Consider the following 17099-nt stretch of genomic DNA (forward strand, 5'->3'; position numbering starts at 1 on the left):
CCGTTTGTCCCGAGCGAAGTCGAGGGACGCGCGCGCCCCACCTTCGCCTTAAGCTCAAGCCCGCGGGTGCGCGTTCTCATAGACATCAAGCAGGTGCGCGGCATCGACCTGCGTGTAAATCTGCGTGGAGGACAGGCTGGCATGGCCGAGCAGTTCCTGCAGCGACCGCAGGTCCGCGCCGCCTGCCAGCAGATGAGTGGCAAAGCTGTGTCGCAGCGCGTGCGGGGTCGCGTCCTCGGCAAGCCCCAGCAATCGGCGCGCGTTCATCATCGCTCGGCGCACCAGCGCAGGCGACAGCGGCCCACCGCGCGTGCCGCGAAACAGCGGCTCGCCGGGCGAAAGATCGAACGGCGCGAGCGCGGCATACTGGCTGATCGCTTCGCGCAATTGCGGCAGCACCGGCACGACGCGCTGCTTGTTGCCCTTGCCGGTAATCCGCAGCGTCTCGCCCAATGGCAACACCGCCCCGGTCAGCCCCATCGCTTCGCTGATCCGCAGCCCTGCGCCATAGAGCAGCAGCAAAACCGCCCAGTCGCGCGCCTGCACCCAGGCGGGGGCATCGCGTGACGCCATCGCATCGCCCAACGCCATGATGTCATCGGGCGCGATCGGACGCGGAAGGCTGCGCTTGATGCGCGGACCTTTGATACGCGGGGCGCTGCCGTTCGAACCGCTCTGCTCGCCCGCGAAGGTCAGGAACGCACGGATCGCGGAGAGCTCTCGCGCGGTGCTGCGGTTGGCAAGGCCATCGCCGCGCCGCGCCGCGAGAAACGCACGCAGATCAGCCTGGGTGACATCGGCCAGCTGGGCCGCGCCGGGCCGCTCCCCCCAATGGTCGGACAGAAAATCGGTCAGCCGTTCGGCCGTAGCGACATAGGCGCGCACGGTGTGCAGCGAACGACGGCGGTTGTCCGCCAGATGCGCGCGCCACAGGTTGATCAGGGAAGGGGCGGGGTCTGCCATGGATGCAGCGTATCAGGCGGTGGCAGCGGGCTCAATCGCCACCAGATCGGCGAGGATCGCATCGAGCACGGGCATCCCCTGCGGGGTGACCGTGATCCGTGCTCCGTCGCGTTCAAGCAGTCCGATCCGCGTCAGGCGCTGTGCGGCAGCGTCATCGATCAACGCGGATTGCGGCACACCTGCGCGCGCGGCGACGCGTTCGAGATCCAACCCCTCGGCGAGCCGCAGCCCCATCAATAGCGCCTCCATTGCCTGTGTTTCCGGATCGAGCGGACGTTCGACCGACAGGCCGTTGCCGTTGCGGACGATCGCGGAAAGGAAGTTCTCGGGCTTGCGGTGGCGTTCTGTCGCCATGGCACCGCGCCGACCATGCGCCCCGGGACCAATCCCGGCATAATCGCCGTAGCGCCAATAGGTCAGGTTGTGCCGGCTCTGCTCGCCGATGCAGGCGTGATTGCTGATCTCGTAGGCGGGAACGCCCGCACCGGCGGTTATCTGCCGGGTCAGATCGAACAGGTCGGCGCTATGGTCGTCGTCCGCCGGGACCAGATCGCCGCGCCGGACCAGTGTTTCAAACCGCGTGCCCGGCTCGATCGTCAGTTGATACAACGAAAGGTGCCCTGTGCCGAAGCCCAGCGCACGGGTCAGTTCGCGCTCCCAATCGGCGAGCGACTGGCCAGGGCGGGCATAGATCAGGTCGAACGAGACGCGGGCAAAGCGATCCTGCGCGATTGCGAGCGCCGCGAGCGCCTCGGTCACCGAATGCGCACGGCCCAGAAACGCCAACACATCGTCATCGAGCGCCTGCAACCCCAGCGAAACGCGGTTCACCCCGGCCAGCGCCAGATCGGCAAACCGCGCCGATTCAACTGATGAAGGGTTTGCTTCCAGCGTGATCTCGATATCGTCGGAAAACCGCCAGTGACGAGCCGCCTGCTCGATCAGCGACTGCACCAGTGCGGGCGGCATCAGCGAGGGCGTGCCACCGCCGAAGAAGATCGAACCCAGTTCGCGCCCCGGCAGCAACGCGGCCTCGTGCGCCATGTCGACGAGCAACGCCGCCTGCCATTGCGCGACATCCACGCCCTCGCGGACATGGCTGTTGAAATCACAATAGGGGCATTTGGAGACGCAGAACGGCCAGTGGATATAGAGCGCGAGAAGCTCATCTCCCCTACCGCGTACGGGAGGGGAGAGGTCCGCGCCGCTGTTCAAAAGCACGCCGCGACGAGCTTGGCGAAGGCATCGGCGCGGTGGCTGATCGCGTGTTTGTGCGCCGGGTCGAGCTCGGCAAAGGTCTTGTCGAAACCGTGCGCCACGAATACCGGGTCATAGCCGAAGCCCAAGGTTCCGCGCGGCGGCCAGGTCAGCGCACCGCTCACCCGGCCCTCAAAGACCTGCGCATGCCCATCGGGCCAAGCCAGCGCGAGAGTGCAGATGAAATACGCGCTGCGGTCGGCATCGGGGCCGAGTTCGGCAAGGCGGCCTTCGACCTTGCCCATGGCCATGTACCAATCACGGCCCGGATACCCCTCGAACCACTGCCGCTCGGCCCAGTCGGCGGTATAGACGCCGGGCCTGCCGCCCAATGCCGCAACGCACAGCCCGCTGTCATCAGCCAGCGCGACGCAACCCGACGCCTGCGCCGAGGCATGCGCCTTGAGCAGCGCGTTCTCGGCGAAGGTGGTACCGGTCTCCTCGGGTTCGGGCAGACCAAGGTCGCCCGCCGACACCGGCTCGATGCCGAACGGCTCGAGCAGCGCGCGAATCTCGCGCACCTTGCCCTGGTTGTGGCTGGCGATCACCAACCGACCCGGTTCGAGTTTGCGCGCCGTCATCGGTTCAGGAAACCGCGCGTTCCTGCGCGGCAAAGATGTCGTTGCAGCCCATCCGTGCCAGACGCAACAGCCGCAGCAGCGCTTCCTCGTCATAAGGCGCGCCCTCGGCGGTCGCTTGTGCCTCGGCGATGTTGCCACCCTCGATCAGCACGAAATTGGCGTCGGCATCGGCGTTCGAATCCTCGATATAATCGAGATCGAGCACCGGCGTTCCCTGGTGGATGCCGCAGCTGATCGCGGCGACCTTGGCGGTGATCGGGTCTTCCTTGATCAGCCCCTTGGCCATCAACCCATTGACCGCCAGACGCAGCGCGACCCATGCGCCCGAGATCGAGGCGGTACGCGTGCCGCCGTCGGCCTGGATGACATCGCAGTCGAGCGTGATCTGGCGTTCGCCGAGCTTCTTGAGGTCAACCACCGCGCGCAGTGAACGTCCGATCAGCCGCTGGATTTCCTGCGTGCGGCCCGATTGCTTGCCCTTGGCCGCTTCGCGCTGGCCGCGGGTGTGGGTTGCGCGGGGAAGCATCGAGTATTCCGCTGTGACCCAACCTTCGCCCTTGCCCTTGAGCCATGGCGGAAGGCGCTCCTCGATGCTTGCGGTGACCAGCACCTTGGTATCGCCAAAGCCGATCAGGCAGCTGCCCTCGGCATGCTTGGTGAAGCCGGTTTCGATGCTGATGGCCCGCATTTCGTCGGGGGCGCGGCCGGATGGGCGCATGGGATGATTCTCCACGGATGAAAAAGGTTATGCGCCGATAGCTGCCGGCCGTGACAATGGAAAGCACCAAGCCACTTGCCATCGGCATTCAAAAATGGCAGTGGCGCGGCACTCCAAGCGATCATGGGCGATTAGCTCAGTTGGTAGAGCATCTCGTTTACACCGAGAGGGTCGGCAGTTCGAGCCTGTCATCGCCCACCATGATCCGCTTCGATCGGCCCCGCAGGTTCCGGATTGGCAAGCGTCGATCAGCCCTTGGCCAGCGTTTCTTCCATCAGCGCCGATGCGCGGGTGCCGTTCCAGTCCATCCCGCCGATCATCCGCCACACTTCCTTGCCGTCTGCATCATACAGCACTGTGGTGGGCATCACCCCGGTCATGTAGCTGAAGCCCAGGTTGTTCTCAGGATCGACGAAGGGTTGAATCGTTTTGTAGCCGTTGTTGACGAAGAAAGGCTTGATAGTGTCGAGGTTCTGCATGTCCTGCGACACGGTCAGCACCACCAGCCGGTCCTTCTCGCGTGCCGCCAACGCATCGAGCGTCGGCATTTCAACCACGCACGGACCACACCATGTCGCCCACAGATTGACCAGCACCGGCTTGCCTTTGAAAGCAGCCAGGCTGGTGGTCTTGCCATCGGGGTCGTTGAAAGTGACATCGGGCGCTGCCTTGCCGCGCTGCGAGATATCGAGCGTTCCTGAAAGCGGTACCGATGGGCCTTGCTTTTCTGCAGTTTTTTGTCCCCCTGCGGGTTGCTCCGACGCGGGGGATTGCTTATCGCACGCGCCAGTTGCCAGCGCGGCAAGGGCCACCACCGGCCAGAGGCGCCGGCTGGAAAAATGGGCGATACGCATGGGAAACAACTCCAACAGCATGTGGGGCGGACGGTTTGCCGCAGGGCCATCCGATGTGATGCGGGCCATAAATGCTTCCATCCCGTTCGACAAGGCGCTGTGGCGGCAAGATATCGATGGATCCTTGGCGCACGTCGCGATGCTGAGTGTGCAGGGGATCATCCCGGCGGACGATGCCGAGGCCATTACTCAGGGTCTCAACCAGATCGCCGACGAATATGCAGCGAATGGCGTGACCGAGGACTGGTCGCTCGAAGACATCCACATGCATGTTGAGGCGCGGCTGGCCGAGCTGATCGGACCTGCTGCCGGACGCCTGCACACCGCGCGCTCGCGCAACGACCAGGTCGCGACCGATTTCCGCCTTTGGGTGCGCGATGCCTGCGATGCCGCCGATGCCGCGCTCAAGGCATTGCAGAATGCACTGGTCGATCGCGCCGCCGAGCACGCTGACGCGATCATGCCAGGCTTCACACATTTGCAAATTGCGCAGCCGGTGACCCTCGGCCACCATTTGCTCGCCTATTACGAGATGCTCGCACGCGATCGCGACCGCTTTGCAGCTGCACGTGCGCGGATGAACCAGTGTCCGCTGGGCTCTGCTGCGCTTGCCGGGACGGGGTTTCCGATCGATCGCGATGCGACCGCTTCGGCGCTGGGCTTCGACAAGCCCACCTCCAACTCGCTCGATGCTGTTTCGGACCGCGATTTCGCGCTCGATTACCTCACCGCCGCCTCCCAATGCGCGCTGCATCTGTCGCGGTTGGCCGAAGAGTTCATCATCTGGGCGAGCCAGCCTTATGGCTTCGTCAAGCTTCCCGACAGTTTCTCGACCGGATCGTCGATCATGCCGCAGAAGCGCAATCCAGATGCGGCCGAGCTGGTGCGCGGCCATGCGGGCCGCATCATCGGCTGCCTGACTGCGCTTATGATCACGATGAAGGGCCTTCCGCTCGCCTATTCCAAGGACATGCAGGATGACAAGCCGCCGGTGTTCGAGGCCGAAGGTCTGCTGATGCTGAGCCTGGCGGCGATGACCGGGATGGTCGCCGAAACCACGTTTGAGACCGATGCCATGCGCAAGGCGACCGAGCGCGGTTTCGCCACCGCGACCGATCTGGCGGACTGGCTGGTGCGGCAGGCGGGCATTCCGTTCCGCGATGCGCACCATATCACCGGCGCGGTGGTGAAGCTTGCCGAGCAGCGCGGGGTTGCGCTCGATACGCTGCCGATTGCCGACCTGCAGGCGATCGACGCGCGGATCACCGAGGCGGTGTATCCTGCGCTGTCGGTCGATGCCTCGGTCGCCAGCCGCAACAGCTATGGCGGCACCGCGCCCGATCAGGTAAGGCTGCAGGTGGCTCGCGCCCGTGCCGCGTTGGCCGAAGGCGCGGGGGCTGGAGAATGACGATGCTGCGTACCCCCCGACTTCTGCTGGTTGCAACCGCGATCCTGGCGCTGTCCGCCTGTGGCAGCCGACAGAAATTGACAGCTGTCGAAGGCACCGCGCCTGCGCCGGTGGCCTATGGCGCGCCGATGGTGGCCACGCCGAGCGAATTGATGGAGCCGAGCACCCAGTCGCGTCCGGAACGCAATGTCGAGCTCCGGCGCAAATCGGAGGTTCGCGCCGACGATCCGTTCGATCTACCCCCTGAATAACCAGAAGGCTCCGCACCGTATGGACCATTTTTCGCTGATCGGCGGCCATCTGCATGCCGAACAGGTTCCGCTGTCGCAGATAGCCGATGAAGTCGGCACGCCGGTCTATGTCTATTCGCGAGCGACGCTCGAGCGCCATGCCGACGTTTTTCGCGAAGGTCTTGCAGGCGTGCCGCGCAAGCACCTGGCGTTTGCGGTCAAGTCGAACCCCAATCTGGCAGTGCTCAAGGTGCTCGCCAAGCGCGGCTATGGTGCCGATGTGGTATCGGGTGGCGAGCTGGATCGCGCGCTGGCGGCCGGGATTGCGCCGACGGATATCGTCTTTTCAGGCGTCGGCAAAACCGCCGATGAAATGCGCCATGCGCTGACGACCGGCATCGGCCAGTTCAACATAGAATCCGAAGAAGAAGGGCAGATGCTCGCCGAGGTCGCCGCAGCGATGGGAATGCGCGCCGCAGCGACGTTGCGGATCAATCCCGATGTCGATGCGGGCACCCACGCCAAGATTTCGACTGGCAAGGCTGATAACAAGTTTGGCGTAGGTCTGCATGTATGTCCGGGAATCTATCAGCGGCTTGCGCAGCTGCCGGGGATCGGCCTGCGCGGCGTTGCGGTGCACATCGGCAGCCAGCTGCTCAGCCTCGATCCGCTTGAGGCTGCGTTCGGCAAGATCGGCCAGCTTGTCAGCGATCTGCGCGGCGCGGGGCATGCGATCACCCATGTCGATCTGGGCGGGGGCCTTGGCGTTCCCTATCAAACCGAGCACAACCCGCCGTCGCCTGCCGAATATGGCGCGCTGGTCGCCAAGGTAACCCGCGATTGGGATGCGACGATCCTGTTCGAACCTGGACGCGTGATCGCCGGCAATGCCGGCGTCCTGCTGACCCGGGTGATCCGGGTGAAACCCGGCGTGCAGCATCCGTTCGTGGTTGTCGATGCGGCGATGAACGACCTTGCCCGCCCCGCGCTCTACGACGCCTGGCACGATTTCGAGGCGGTGGTTCCCGATGGTAGCCGGATGACAGCCAATATCGTCGGTCCGGTGTGCGAGAGCGGAGATACCTTCGCGATGGGCCGCGATATCGACGCTGTCAAAGCTGGCGACCTTGCGGTCTTCCGCACTGCAGGCGCTTATGGCGCGACCATGGCGAGCAGCTATAACAGCCGCGGCATCGTGGCCGAGGTGCTGGTCGATGGTGATCGCTTCGCTGTCGTCGCCAACCGCATCACGCCTGCCGAGATCATGGCGGCAGAACAGGTGCCCGACTGGCTGTGAACCAGCTGCCGATCTTCCTCAACCTGCGTGATCGTCCGGTGATCCTGCTGGGCGACGGCGAGGCGGCGGATGCCAAAAGGCGGCTGATCGAACGCTCCGGCGGCATCTGCGTCGGCGAGGACAATGCTGATGCACGCATTGCCATCGTGGCTCTGGAGGACGAGGCAGAAGCGATCGAGGCGGTTGCTCGGCTCAAGGCGCGCGGGCTAATCGTCAACGCGGTCGACCGCCCTGCTTTGTGCGACTTCACCACGCCTGCGATCATCGACCGCGACCCCGTGCTGATCGCGATCGGCACTGGCGGTGCGTCAGCAGGGCTGGCCAAGGCGCTGCGGCAACGGTTCGAGGGTCTGCTGCCGGCTACTTTGGGGGATCTGGCGCGCGCGCTGGATTCTGCGCGTGATGCCATCCGCTACCGCTGGCCGGGTAGCGCGGAGCGGCGGCGCGCGATCGATGCGGCTTTGGCTCCGAACGGCGCGCTCGATCCGCTGAGCGATCTGGACGCAGACCCGGTGGCAGGCTGGATTGCTGGCGGTGGGGCAGGGGTTGCGGCGGGACTCTACGATATCGCGATAGGCTCGCCTGATCCCGATGAGCTGACGCTGCGGCAGGTGCGCCTGCTGGGCAGTGCTGATCTGGTGCTCCACCCCCACGATATGCCGCCCGCGATTCTCTCTCGCGCGCGCGCCGATGCAGCCATGCAGATCGACGATGGCGAGACCACCGCCGAGGGTGTCACTGTCAGGCTGATCTGGGCGCTGACAGCAGGAAGTTCATGAACACCGTCGCGATCGGCTTGGAGGGATCATCCTGCCACGCCTTGGCCTCGACGTTTGCCACACGGCGTCCGATGCGGGTCACTTCACCCAGCGCATAGGTTCGCAACTCTCGCCCGCCGCGCATGAAGTTGATGGTGATGTTGACCGGCTTGATCTTGAGATTGCTCTCGTCCTTGCCCAACGTCACGCGCAACGCTGCGATCGCGGCGATCTCCATCAACCCGCTCATCGCGCCGCCATGCAGAAAGCCTGGGCGTCCCATCACCTGCGGACCATAATCATACGTGATCACCGGAAGGCCGCCCTGCATGTGGTCCACGGTCATTCCCATGGTCTTTGCAAATGGCGGCATGAAGCCCAGAACCGTCTCGATTGTGTCGGTGTCGCTCATCGTTCAGCCCAGAAAGTTTTCAATGCGGATGAAAGTTCCGGCGACATGCGCCACCGGATCATCGGGATCGCCATCATGCGCGATACCGCGCACGAAGGCCATCGAGCGGGTGGTCTTGTAGCATTCGCCGCGACCAACCACGGTCTTTCCCGGGGTCGCCGGGCGCATGTAATCTACCCGAAGATCGAGCGTCACTTGCGGACGAAACTTGCCGATGGCGGTCCAAACCGAAAGGCTGGTGGCGTTGTCCATCAGGCTGATGATCGGCCCCGACGCGATCACCCCGGTGTCGACGTCACCGATCAACTCGGGCGTGTAGGGAAGCTCGAGCTCGACCCAGCTGTCACCGTGCGCGCGGTACAGGATACCCAGATGTCCGCTATGGCCGTGTGTCGACATCATCTGCTGAAACATGCCGGGGTTAAAACCGCCTTGCGGCGAGGAAGTGTCGGGACGTTCGTCGTTCATGAAAACTCGCTCGATTCGCAGCGGCCTGAATTGAGAATTGATTTTCGGCAATGCGTTGCCAAGCTCTGCACCTTCACACCTGTTCGTCAACCCAAACGACATCAGCGGCGCTGCAGGACGGTGAATGGCGATTGCTGGTGTGGGGTTGCAGGCTATAGTCAGCGTCGGAATTATCCTGGAGGGCGTAGCATTATCATGTTCATTGACGAGCTGGAAATCGGACAGATCGGGCGGTTGATCCAGTTTGCCATGGCGCCTTCATTCCTGCTGGTCGCAACCGGCAGCATTCTCCAGCTGTTTGCCGGGAGACTGGCGCGGGTGATCGATCGCGAGCGGGTTCAGTTGGCCGAGTTCAGCCGAACCGAGGGCGAAGACCATGTCCGTGTCGTCCGCGAGCTGAGAATACTCGATCGGCGCGCTTCGATCGTCAACAAGGCGATCCTGATGGCGACTTTGAGCGCCTCGACCGTCAGCTTGCTGATCGCCGCGATGTTCGTTCTTTCGCTGACCGGCTACAAATTCGGACAGGTGGTGGCCGGCGGTTTCATCCTGGCGATGGTGTTTCTGATTGCGGGGCTGGGCCTCTTCATTGCCGAGATCCGGCTTGCCACCCGCAACATCCGCATCGAAGAACGATTGCTGGTGCTGACCGACGATTGAGCGTGATGACCCCCAAAAAAAAGGCCCCGCGTCTGCACGCGAAGCCCTTTTGCACCCTATTCACAGGCGTAAATAGCTTAGCCGACGACGGGCGCAGCGACCGCTTCGGCCTCGCCTTCGGCGGCAGGGGCAGTTTCACCTTCAGCCGCAGGGCCTGCTTCGCCTTCAGCTGCGGGAGCGGGAGCGGCGGGCAGCGCAAGCGGGCTACTGGTCTGGGTGTTCATCCACGCCATCAGGTTGGCTCGGTCTTCTGGCTTTCCAAGCCCTGCAAAGCTCATCTTGGTGCCTTCGGCATAGGCCCTTGGCGATGTGAGCCAGGCGTTCATTTCATCGAACGTCCAGGGACCCGACTTGCTCTTCAGCGCATCAGAATAAGCAAAGCCGGCGACCGCAGCATGGGGTGCGCCCATGATCCCGTAAAGATTGGGCCCGATGCCGTTCGCGCCACCGCTATTGATCGAATGGCACGACGAGCACTTGGCGAAAACCTTTTCACCCTGGGCGACATCGGCGCTGGCGAGCAGCGTGGCGATGGGAACTTCGGCTTCCGCTTCGCCTTCGGACGACACGACGCCTTCGATCACGAAGCCGAGCTGTTCGGGCCGCTCAGGCTTATCGGCGTGGAACACCTTGCCGCTGATAATCGACAGCCCCAGCGCAGCAATAGCGCCTGCAAGAGCCCAGCCTGCAATCGTGTTCTTGTTGTCCTGCATTGCCCAATTGCCTCGTCTTTTGCTGCAGGCGCCATTAACGGAAGCGCCCAGAAACGTCGTGGTCCGATCCGACTGGAATCAACGATCCGGTCGGGTCGGTTTTTGCTAGAGTCCGGATGCCGCGTTGCAACAAGGCCGGTTCGCCGCTTCCTCTAATGATGCGGGGGGCGCACTGCAAGCCCCGAGACGCCCGTTTTCGCCTTGTCGTGGTGCCATTGGCTGCCTATTCGGCGTGCCCATGCAAAGCTACCCCCAGATCGCCCGCCTGATGGTCGAAGACATGGCGCGAATCGCCTCTGACGCTCCCGAGCGGACAATTGCGTTTCAGGGCGCTCCTGGTGCGTATTCGCATATCGCCGCTCGCCAGTTCGCACCCGACTGGCATCCGCTGCCGTGCTATTCGTTTGAGGACGCGATGGATGCCGTAAAAGACGGGCGGGCGCAGCGTGCGATCATCCCCATCGAGAATTCGCAGCATGGCCGGGTCGCGGACATTCATTTCCTGCTGCCGGAAAGCGGGCTGACGATTGTCGCCGAGTATTTCCTGCCCGTGCGCCATTGCCTGCTGGCCAAGGGAGAGGGGCCGTTCCGCGCGGCGGTTAGCCATCCGCAGGCACTGGGGCAGACCCGGCATTATCTGCGCGCCAACAACATCCAGCCTACGACCTACGCCGACACGGCTGGCGCAGCGGCTTTCGTTGCCGAATCGGATGACCTGGGTCTGTGTGCGGTCGCCTCGCGACTTGCGGGCGAGGTGTTCGGACTGAATGTCGTTGCCGAGGGCATCGAAGACGCGGACCACAACATGACCCGCTTCGTGGTGCTGGCAGCCCATCGCGACGATCCGCTGCCCGGCGCGGGCGCGGTCATGACCACGCTGATATTCGAGGTGAAGAACATTCCTGCCGCGCTGTTCATGGCGCTGTCCGGTTTTGCCACCAACGGTATCAACATGACCAAGCTGGAAAGCTACATCCGTGGCGGAAGCTTTGCCGCAGCCGAGTTTTACGCCGATATCGAAGGCATGCCCGGCGATCCACCGGTCGACCGGGCGCTCGAGGTGCTGGGACACAACAGCAAATGGGTGCGGGTGCTAGGGAGCTACCCTCAGGCGCTGCCGAGGGTCTGAAAAAGCTCGCACGTCGGGATCAGTTCTCGGACCTTCCAGCAGTCCGGTTGAGGTGGCGCATTACCGGGGTAACCGAGAGACCATGGAGCGCAATTGATCCCAAAATGATCAAGCCGACAGTCGCCCAAAGAGTGTGCTGATCGACAAAGTCGCCATGGTTCAGCGCAAAGGCAAGATAGTACACTGAGCCCAAGCCCCGGATACCGAAAAAGGCAATCACAAACCTTTCCAGCGCAGGCCGCGGCAGATCGATCAGGGCCAGCCAACCGATCGCCGGGCGAATGACCAGCAGAACGAGCACGGCGACGAACACGCTGTCCCAGCCGATATCCTTCAGCAATTCGCCCCCGGTCAGGATGCCGCCGAACAGGACCAGCAACACCATCATCACCAGCCGCTCGGTTTCATCGGCAAAGTCGTGCAGCTCTGAATTGAACGCATCGCCGGCAGCGGACCTGTTCAACATGACGCCTGCAATGAAGACCGCAAGAAAACCATAGCCGTGGCAGAACTCGGTCGTCGCATAGATGACCAGCGTTGCACCAAGCGCGATAAAGCCATCGCCGGTTCGAGATAGCCGAGTGTTCTGCGGCATTCGGTAGATGATCTGGCCCAGCAACCAGCCACAGGCAGCACCCAGTACTGCGCCAACGCTCAGCCGCCAGACGACATCCTGCCAAAGCCATGTACCAACCGTCGAAAGGCCTAGGCCACTGACGCTGATGATGAGCGCGAGGTATACGAACGGAAAGGCAAACGCGTCGTTTAGCCCCGCCTCCGATGTCAGCGCGAACCGTGCCTCGTCGCCATCATCACCGTTGGGCCGCTCGATTTGGACGTCGGATGCCAGCACCGGGTCTGTCGGCGCAAGGCACGCACCCAGCAGCAGGGCCGATGCAAGCGGAAGGCCAAGAAACCACCAGCCCGAAAGGGCAATCGCAGCAATCGTCAGCGGCATCACGATCGCCAGCAATCGGATCGTGATACCCCAGTTGGTCACCGTGAAAGGTCGCCCGATCTTCAGACCAGCGCCCATCAAAGAGATAATGACGATGAATTCCGTCGCTTTTTCGATCAGTACCGGCGAATTAACGGGATGCGGCGAGAATGCCCCAAGCGGGGTAAATTCGAAAATCGCCATTCCGAACCCGACAAAGATGATTGGCAGCGACAACGGTAACTTCTTGAGCATCAGCGGCAGCCACGCGACCAGGAGCACGACAACGCCGATGGAGAGCAACCAAAGAACGTAGTTCTCAAGCAGAAACCTGCCGATATCGCTGGCAAACAGCGGATCAGCAAAGGCCGTCACATCCAGCGCAGGCCTTTGCGGGATCACCGCAGACCAGCGCAGTTCCTCGATCAATGTGCTGCGCCCCAGCTAGGCCCTGTGCCGATCTCGACACCCAGAGGTACGCTCAGCGCTACCGCAGGCTCAGCCGCATTTTCCATCACCGCACGAATGACCTTGGACGCCGCATCCACATCGCCTTCGGGGAGCTCGAACACCAGTTCATCGTGGACCTGGAGCAGCATTCGGACCTTATCGAGCCCCGCCGCCTCGAGCGCCGGGACCATCCGCACCATTGCGCGCTTGATGATATCGGCGCTGGTGCCCTGGATCGGCGCGTTGATCGCGGCGCGTTCGCTGCCCTGGCGCTCGGCCTGGTTCTTCGAGTTGATCCGCGGGAAATGCGTCTTGCGGCCGAACAGGGTCTCGGTGAACCCGGTCTCGCGCGCCTTTTCCATCGTCTCGGCGATATAGCGGTTGATGCCGGGGAAACGCTGGAAATAGGTGTCGATCATCGCCTGCGCCTCATCCGCGCTAACCTCGAGCCGCCCGGCCAGACCCCAACGCGAGATGCCGTAGAGGATCGCGAAGTTGATCGTCTTGGCGCGGCCACGTGTGTCGCGATTGACCTCGCCGAAAAGCTCGAGCGCGGTGCGGTTGTGGATGTCCTCACCCTTGGCAAACGCATCGCGCAGCGTTTCGACATCGGCCATATGCGCCGCCAGCCGCAGCTCGATCTGGCTGTAGTCGGCAGCCAGGATCACGTTGCCGGGTTCGGCCACGAACGCATGGCGGATCTGCCGACCGATCTCGGTGCGGATGGGGATGTTCTGCAGATTGGGCTCGGTCGACGACAGCCGCCCAGTCTGTGCGCCGACCAGGCTATAGCTGGTGTGGACGCGGCCCGTTTGAGGATTGATCTGCTCCTGCAGCGCATCGGTATAGGTGGACTTCAATTTGGCGAGCTGTCGCCAGTCGAGCACCTTGCGTGAGATCTCGGACCCTTCGCCCGCGAGCTTTTCGAGCACGGTGACATCGGTGGAATAAGCGCCGGTCTTGCCCTTCTTGCCGCCCTTGAGACCAAGCTTGTCGAACAGGATTTCGCCCAGCTGCTTGGGGCTGCCTATCGAGAAAGGCTGGTCGGCAAGCGCGTGGATTTCCAGCTCCAGCGCGGCCATCCGCGTCGCGAAATCCTGGCTCAGCGCAGCGAGTTGGTCACGATCGACTTTGATGCCGTTGCGTTCCATCGCGGCGACCACCGGGACAAGCGGGCGATCGACCATCTGGTAGACGCGGGTTACGCCTTCGACCGCGAGGCGCGGTCGCAGCACGTGCCATAGCCTCATCGTGACATCGGCATCCTCGGCGGCGTAGCGAGTGGCGTCGCTCAGCGGTACCTCGTTGAAGCCGATCTGCTTCTTTCCGGTTCCGGTCAGCGATTTGAAGCTGATGCAGGCGTGCTCCAGATGCCGCTGCGCCAGCGCATCCATGCCATGCCCGCCGCTGCCGAACTCATGGCCCGCATCGAGGTTGAAGCTCATCACCATGGTATCGTCGATCGGCGAAACCGCAACGCCGTGGCGCGCCAGCACGTTGAGATCGTATTTCAGGTTCTGGCCGATCTTGAGCACGCTGTCGTCTTCAAGCAGCGGCTTCAGCCTGGCAATCGCGATGTCCATCGCGATCTGCCTGGGCTTCTCGGCAAACATGTCGCTGCCGCCGTGACCCAGCGGGATGTAACAAGCCTCTCCTGGGACCAAGGCTAGGCTGACACCTACCAACCGAGCCTGCATCGAATCGAGCGAATCCGTTTCGGTATCGACCGCGATTGTCCCGGCAGCGAAGGCGCGGGCAATCCAGTCGTCGAGCGTTTCGACATCCTGCACGCAGACGAAAGCGTCGAGGTTGATCGGAGGCATTGCGGGCATCGACGGCGCGATCGCGTTGTCGCTGCGCGGTGCGCTGGTGTCCGAACCACCGGACGAGGTCGAAGCGTCCGCGGGTCCACTGGCGCCCAGCTTGCGCAACAGGCTGGTGAAACCATGGAGCTTGAGGAACTCGGCCAGTGGTTCGGGCGGAATGTCCTTGAGCAAGAAATCCTCGAGCTCATTGGGCAGCGGGCAATCATGCTTGAGCGTCACCAGCACCTTGCTCAGCCGCGCCATCTCGGCCTGCTCGATCAGGCTGTCGCGCAGTTTTGAGGGCTTCATCGCAGACGCGGCTGCCAGCACGCTCTCCAGATCGCCATGCTCGACAATCAGCTTTGATGCCGTCTTGGGACCGATGCCCCGGATACCGGGAACATTGTCCACCGCATCTCCCATCAGCGCGAGCACGTCGCCAAGCTGTTCGGGCGTCACGCCGAACTTTTCCATCACCGCCTCGGGGCCCATACGCACGTTCTTCATCGTGTCGAGCATGTCGAGCCCTGGCTGTATCAACTGCATCAGGTCCTTGTCGGACGAGACGATGGTCACCTTCCACCCCTTGGCCAGCGCATCGAGCGCATAGCTGGCGATGATGTCGTCCGCCTCGACATTGTCTTCCTCGATGCACGGCATGGAGAACGCGCGGGTTGCATCGCGGATCAGCGGAAACTGTGGGACAAGGTCTTCAGGCGGGGGAGGGCGATGCGCCTTGTACTGATCGTACAATTCGTTCCGGAAGCTCTGCGAACTCTTGTCGAGGATCACCGCCATGTGCGTCGGGCCATCGGCCTTGTGAAGGTCATCGGCCAGCTTCCACAACATGGTGGTATAGCCGTAGACCGCACCCACCGGCGTACCTTCCGGATTGGTCAGCGGCGGCAGCCGGTGGTACGCGCGAAAGATGTAGGAGGAGCCGTCGACGAGATAGAGATGGTTCTGTTGTTCCATGGATCAGCCGATAGCAGCGCGTCTCGGCATGGTCATGCAGTTTTCGGAAAATCAGACTGCCGCATCGGCATAGCATTGATGCGGGGGAGGCGTATATTCGGGTATCTCACTAACGGAGCCATATTCATGCGAAATTTTGCAATCGTCGGTATCGCTGCCCTCGCTTTGGGGGTCTCGGCCTGCTCGGCTGACACCGAAAACAAGGCGGGTGCCGCTGCAGAGGCAGCAGGCGATGATATCGAAGCCAATGTCGATGCGGCAGGCGAAGCGATCGAGAACACGATGGACGATGTCGAAGCCAGCGTTGATAAGGCCGCAAGGGACCTGGACGTCAAAGCCGACAGGGCTGGCGACAGCATCGAAAATGAGTTTGAAGAAACCGACGGTGGCGTCGCGAAGAACACCAACTGACCATGCGGCCTAAAGCAGGCCTGCCTGTTCGATCTTGTCCGACCGGGCAGGCAGGCTGATCTTTAATCCGTCCTCGCCCATGACCACCTTGCCCGAATAGGCATCTGCCACACCGCGAAGAAAATACGGGTGGAGCAACCGTGTCGGCATACGCGGCACGATATGGGTGAACAGCAGCATCCGCGCCATGCCGCTTTGCGCGATCTGGGCGGCAGCGACTGGCGTGGTGTGATAGCCGGGGATATCCGACATAATCTTGGCGATCCGATCGTCTCCGCGTGCCTTGGCGGTAGCGGAAATCCTGCCGACCATGTCTGCGTTGAGCACATCGTGAACCAGCACGTCACAGCCGTTGCAGATTTTTGCGACCGCAGGCGTGGGCGCGGTATCACCACTGATCACCACCGAACGGCCCTGATAGTCGAAGCGATAGCCCAAAGCGGGTTCGACCGGATCGTGCTTGACCTGAAAAGCAGTGACCTTCACCCCGCCGTTCGAATAGATCACGGCGGGTAATTTGCTCCCAACCGTTCGGGCGCGGGCCCCTGCTCCGCTGCCCGGCATGATGTCGGCGCCGTGATGGGCGATGCGATAGCCGTAGTCTGCGGTGTAGGCGGTATCGAAGCCCGAAACGACACGCTCGACGCCTTGTGGCCCGAACACGGGCAGTGGCGTTGGGCGACCGCTTGCCGCCCAACGCAACATCAGCACTTCGCCCAAGCCATCAATATGGTCGGAGTGAAAATGCGTGAGGAAGGCCGCGTCAATCCTGCCCAATGGAACACCGATCTGCCCGATCCGTCGCCCCGCGCCCGAACCTGAATCGACCAGGAAAACCTGTTTTCCCGCGATTATCAAAGTGCATGGGCCAGACCGTGCCGGGTCGGGCAGGGGAGAACCTGTCCCGCAAAGGATGAGGTGCAGACCGTCATCGAGTTTCGCGGTGGCATCAGTGCCATAGCTTGCCTCCAGCGCACGCGCGAACACGATCTCTCCCAGCCGTTCGCGGGCAAGCCAAAGACCTGCGCCCAAAGCGCCCAGAACTAAAACAACCACGACAAGGCGGAGCATCG

The 17099-nt window shown here is 62.8% G+C and carries 18 protein-coding genes and 1 tRNA gene; 8 read left to right on the forward strand and 11 right to left on the reverse strand.

Features of this window, described 5'->3' with window-relative positions; all coding sequences use genetic code 11:
• Positions 1-54: 54 nt before the first annotated feature.
• From IEW00_RS12235 to rph, 4 genes are read right to left on the reverse strand one after another with little or no spacing between them, the layout of a single operon-like run.
• Entirely contained in the window at positions 55-963 is a 909-nt protein-coding gene (locus IEW00_RS12235) for a tyrosine recombinase XerC (RefSeq protein WP_188514701.1), read from the reverse strand.
• A gap of 12 nt (positions 964-975) precedes the next feature.
• Entirely contained in the window at positions 976-2184 is a 1209-nt protein-coding gene (gene hemW, locus IEW00_RS12240; protein WP_229737011.1) for a radical SAM family heme chaperone HemW, read from the reverse strand.
• Entirely contained in the window at positions 2175-2801 is a 627-nt protein-coding gene (gene rdgB, locus IEW00_RS12245) for an RdgB/HAM1 family non-canonical purine NTP pyrophosphatase (RefSeq protein WP_188514702.1), read from the reverse strand. Before rdgB ends, hemW begins: the two co-directional genes overlap by 10 nt.
• A 4-nt stretch (positions 2802-2805) precedes the next feature.
• Positions 2806-3519 (reverse strand): ribonuclease PH, encoded by a 714-nt coding sequence (gene rph / locus IEW00_RS12250; protein ID WP_188514703.1) that lies wholly within the window; start codon positions 3517-3519, stop codon positions 2806-2808.
• 125 nt (positions 3520-3644) lie between these two features.
• On the opposite strand from rph, the gene IEW00_RS12255 reads away from it, so the two are divergent.
• Positions 3645-3720 (forward strand) — tRNA-Val (locus tag IEW00_RS12255).
• Between the two features lie 47 nt (positions 3721-3767).
• Here IEW00_RS12255 and IEW00_RS12260 read toward each other — a convergent pair.
• A complete protein-coding gene (locus tag IEW00_RS12260; RefSeq protein WP_229737012.1) occupies positions 3768-4373 on the reverse strand; it encodes a TlpA family protein disulfide reductase in 606 nt (201 codons plus the stop codon).
• Positions 4374-4392: 19 nt separating this feature from the next.
• Between IEW00_RS12260 and argH the strand changes: the two genes are divergently transcribed.
• From argH to IEW00_RS12280, 4 genes are read left to right on the forward strand one after another with little or no spacing between them, the layout of a single operon-like run.
• Positions 4393-5781 carry an argininosuccinate lyase gene (gene argH, locus IEW00_RS12265; protein WP_188514926.1) on the forward strand — a complete coding sequence of 463 codons (1389 nt, stop codon included), beginning with the start codon at positions 4393-4395 and terminating at the stop codon, positions 5779-5781.
• Positions 5782-5783: 2 nt separating this feature from the next.
• On the forward strand, positions 5784-6032 hold the full coding sequence (locus IEW00_RS12270) for a hypothetical protein (protein ID WP_308419335.1): 249 nt from the start codon (positions 5784-5786) through the stop codon (positions 6030-6032).
• 19 nt (positions 6033-6051) lie between these two features.
• Entirely contained in the window at positions 6052-7308 is a 1257-nt protein-coding gene (gene lysA, locus IEW00_RS12275) for a diaminopimelate decarboxylase (protein WP_188514706.1), read from the forward strand.
• Entirely contained in the window at positions 7305-8087 is a 783-nt protein-coding gene (locus IEW00_RS12280; protein ID WP_188514707.1) for a precorrin-2 dehydrogenase/sirohydrochlorin ferrochelatase family protein, read from the forward strand. The genes lysA and IEW00_RS12280 overlap by 4 nt, the downstream gene beginning before the upstream one ends.
• Here the strand turns inward: IEW00_RS12280 and IEW00_RS12285 are convergent.
• Together IEW00_RS12285 and IEW00_RS12290 are read right to left on the reverse strand one after the other, a co-directional pair.
• Positions 8050-8478 (reverse strand): PaaI family thioesterase, encoded by a 429-nt coding sequence (locus IEW00_RS12285; protein WP_229737013.1) that lies wholly within the window; start codon positions 8476-8478, stop codon positions 8050-8052. The genes IEW00_RS12280 and IEW00_RS12285 overlap by 38 nt on opposite strands.
• A 3-nt stretch (positions 8479-8481) precedes the next feature.
• Entirely contained in the window at positions 8482-8892 is a 411-nt protein-coding gene (locus IEW00_RS12290; protein WP_188514928.1) for a PaaI family thioesterase, read from the reverse strand.
• Positions 8893-9141: 249 nt separating this feature from the next.
• Here IEW00_RS12290 and IEW00_RS12295 point away from each other — a divergent pair, with 249 nt between their 5' ends.
• A complete protein-coding gene (locus IEW00_RS12295) occupies positions 9142-9606 on the forward strand; it encodes a DUF2721 domain-containing protein (protein ID WP_188514708.1) in 465 nt (154 codons plus the stop codon).
• A gap of 77 nt (positions 9607-9683) precedes the next feature.
• On the opposite strand, the gene IEW00_RS12300 is transcribed toward IEW00_RS12295, so the two are convergent.
• A complete protein-coding gene (locus IEW00_RS12300) occupies positions 9684-10319 on the reverse strand; it encodes a c-type cytochrome (RefSeq protein ID WP_188514709.1) in 636 nt (211 codons plus the stop codon).
• A 238-nt stretch (positions 10320-10557) separates the two neighbouring features.
• Between IEW00_RS12300 and IEW00_RS12305 the strand changes: the two genes are divergently transcribed.
• Positions 10558-11448, forward strand: a complete 891-nt coding sequence (locus IEW00_RS12305) for a prephenate dehydratase (protein WP_188514710.1) — start codon at positions 10558-10560, stop codon at positions 11446-11448.
• A gap of 19 nt (positions 11449-11467) precedes the next feature.
• Here the strand turns inward: IEW00_RS12305 and IEW00_RS12310 are convergent, their stop codons facing one another.
• The gene (locus tag IEW00_RS12310) at positions 11468-12814 is read right to left on the reverse strand and encodes a cation:proton antiporter (RefSeq protein WP_229737014.1); all 1347 of its coding nucleotides are present in this window, start codon (positions 12812-12814) and stop codon (positions 11468-11470) included.
• Entirely contained in the window at positions 12811-15615 is a 2805-nt protein-coding gene (gene polA / locus IEW00_RS12315; RefSeq protein WP_188514711.1) for a DNA polymerase I, read from the reverse strand. The genes IEW00_RS12310 and polA overlap by 4 nt, the downstream gene beginning before the upstream one ends.
• Before the next feature lie 126 nt (positions 15616-15741).
• On the opposite strand from polA, the gene IEW00_RS12320 reads away from it, so the two are divergent.
• A complete protein-coding gene (locus tag IEW00_RS12320) occupies positions 15742-16026 on the forward strand; it encodes a hypothetical protein (RefSeq protein ID WP_188514712.1) in 285 nt (94 codons plus the stop codon).
• 9 nt (positions 16027-16035) lie between these two features.
• Here the strand turns inward: IEW00_RS12320 and IEW00_RS12325 are convergent, their stop codons facing one another.
• A complete protein-coding gene (locus tag IEW00_RS12325; protein ID WP_188514713.1) occupies positions 16036-17097 on the reverse strand; it encodes an MBL fold metallo-hydrolase in 1062 nt (353 codons plus the stop codon).
• Positions 17098-17099 lie beyond the last annotated feature (2 nt).

Origin of the sequence: Blastomonas aquatica, from assembly GCF_014639875.1 — a bacterium.
Lineage (GTDB): Bacteria > Pseudomonadota > Alphaproteobacteria > Sphingomonadales > Sphingomonadaceae > Blastomonas > Blastomonas aquatica.

Coding starts and splice junctions, on each gene's coding strand:
- IEW00_RS12295 (WP_188514708.1), top strand. CDS start 9,142: ATGTTCATTGACGAGCTGGAAATCGGACAGATCGGGCGGTTGATCCAG.
- argH (WP_188514926.1), top strand. CDS start 4,393: ATGTGGGGCGGACGGTTTGCCGCAGGGCCATCCGATGTGATGCGGGCC.
- lysA (WP_188514706.1), top strand. CDS start 6,052: ATGGACCATTTTTCGCTGATCGGCGGCCATCTGCATGCCGAACAGGTT.
- IEW00_RS12300 (WP_188514709.1), bottom strand. CDS start 10,319: ATGCAGGACAACAAGAACACGATTGCAGGCTGGGCTCTTGCAGGCGCT.
- IEW00_RS12290 (WP_188514928.1), bottom strand. CDS start 8,892: ATGTTTCAGCAGATGATGTCGACACACGGCCATAGCGGACATCTGGGT.
- IEW00_RS12285 (WP_229737013.1), bottom strand. CDS start 8,478: ATGAGCGACACCGACACAATCGAGACGGTTCTGGGCTTCATGCCGCCA.
- rph (WP_188514703.1), bottom strand. CDS start 3,519: ATGCGCCCATCCGGCCGCGCCCCCGACGAAATGCGGGCCATCAGCATC.
- IEW00_RS12325 (WP_188514713.1), bottom strand. CDS start 17,097: ATGCTCCGCCTTGTCGTGGTTGTTTTAGTTCTGGGCGCTTTGGGCGCA.
- IEW00_RS12235 (WP_188514701.1), bottom strand. CDS start 963: ATGGCAGACCCCGCCCCTTCCCTGATCAACCTGTGGCGCGCGCATCTG.
- IEW00_RS12305 (WP_188514710.1), top strand. CDS start 10,558: ATGCAAAGCTACCCCCAGATCGCCCGCCTGATGGTCGAAGACATGGCG.
- IEW00_RS12260 (WP_229737012.1), bottom strand. CDS start 4,373: ATGCGTATCGCCCATTTTTCCAGCCGGCGCCTCTGGCCGGTGGTGGCC.
- IEW00_RS12320 (WP_188514712.1), top strand. CDS start 15,742: ATGCGAAATTTTGCAATCGTCGGTATCGCTGCCCTCGCTTTGGGGGTC.
- polA (WP_188514711.1), bottom strand. CDS start 15,615: ATGGAACAACAGAACCATCTCTATCTCGTCGACGGCTCCTCCTACATC.
- rdgB (WP_188514702.1), bottom strand. CDS start 2,801: ATGACGGCGCGCAAACTCGAACCGGGTCGGTTGGTGATCGCCAGCCAC.
- IEW00_RS12270 (WP_308419335.1), top strand. CDS start 5,784: ATGCTGCGTACCCCCCGACTTCTGCTGGTTGCAACCGCGATCCTGGCG.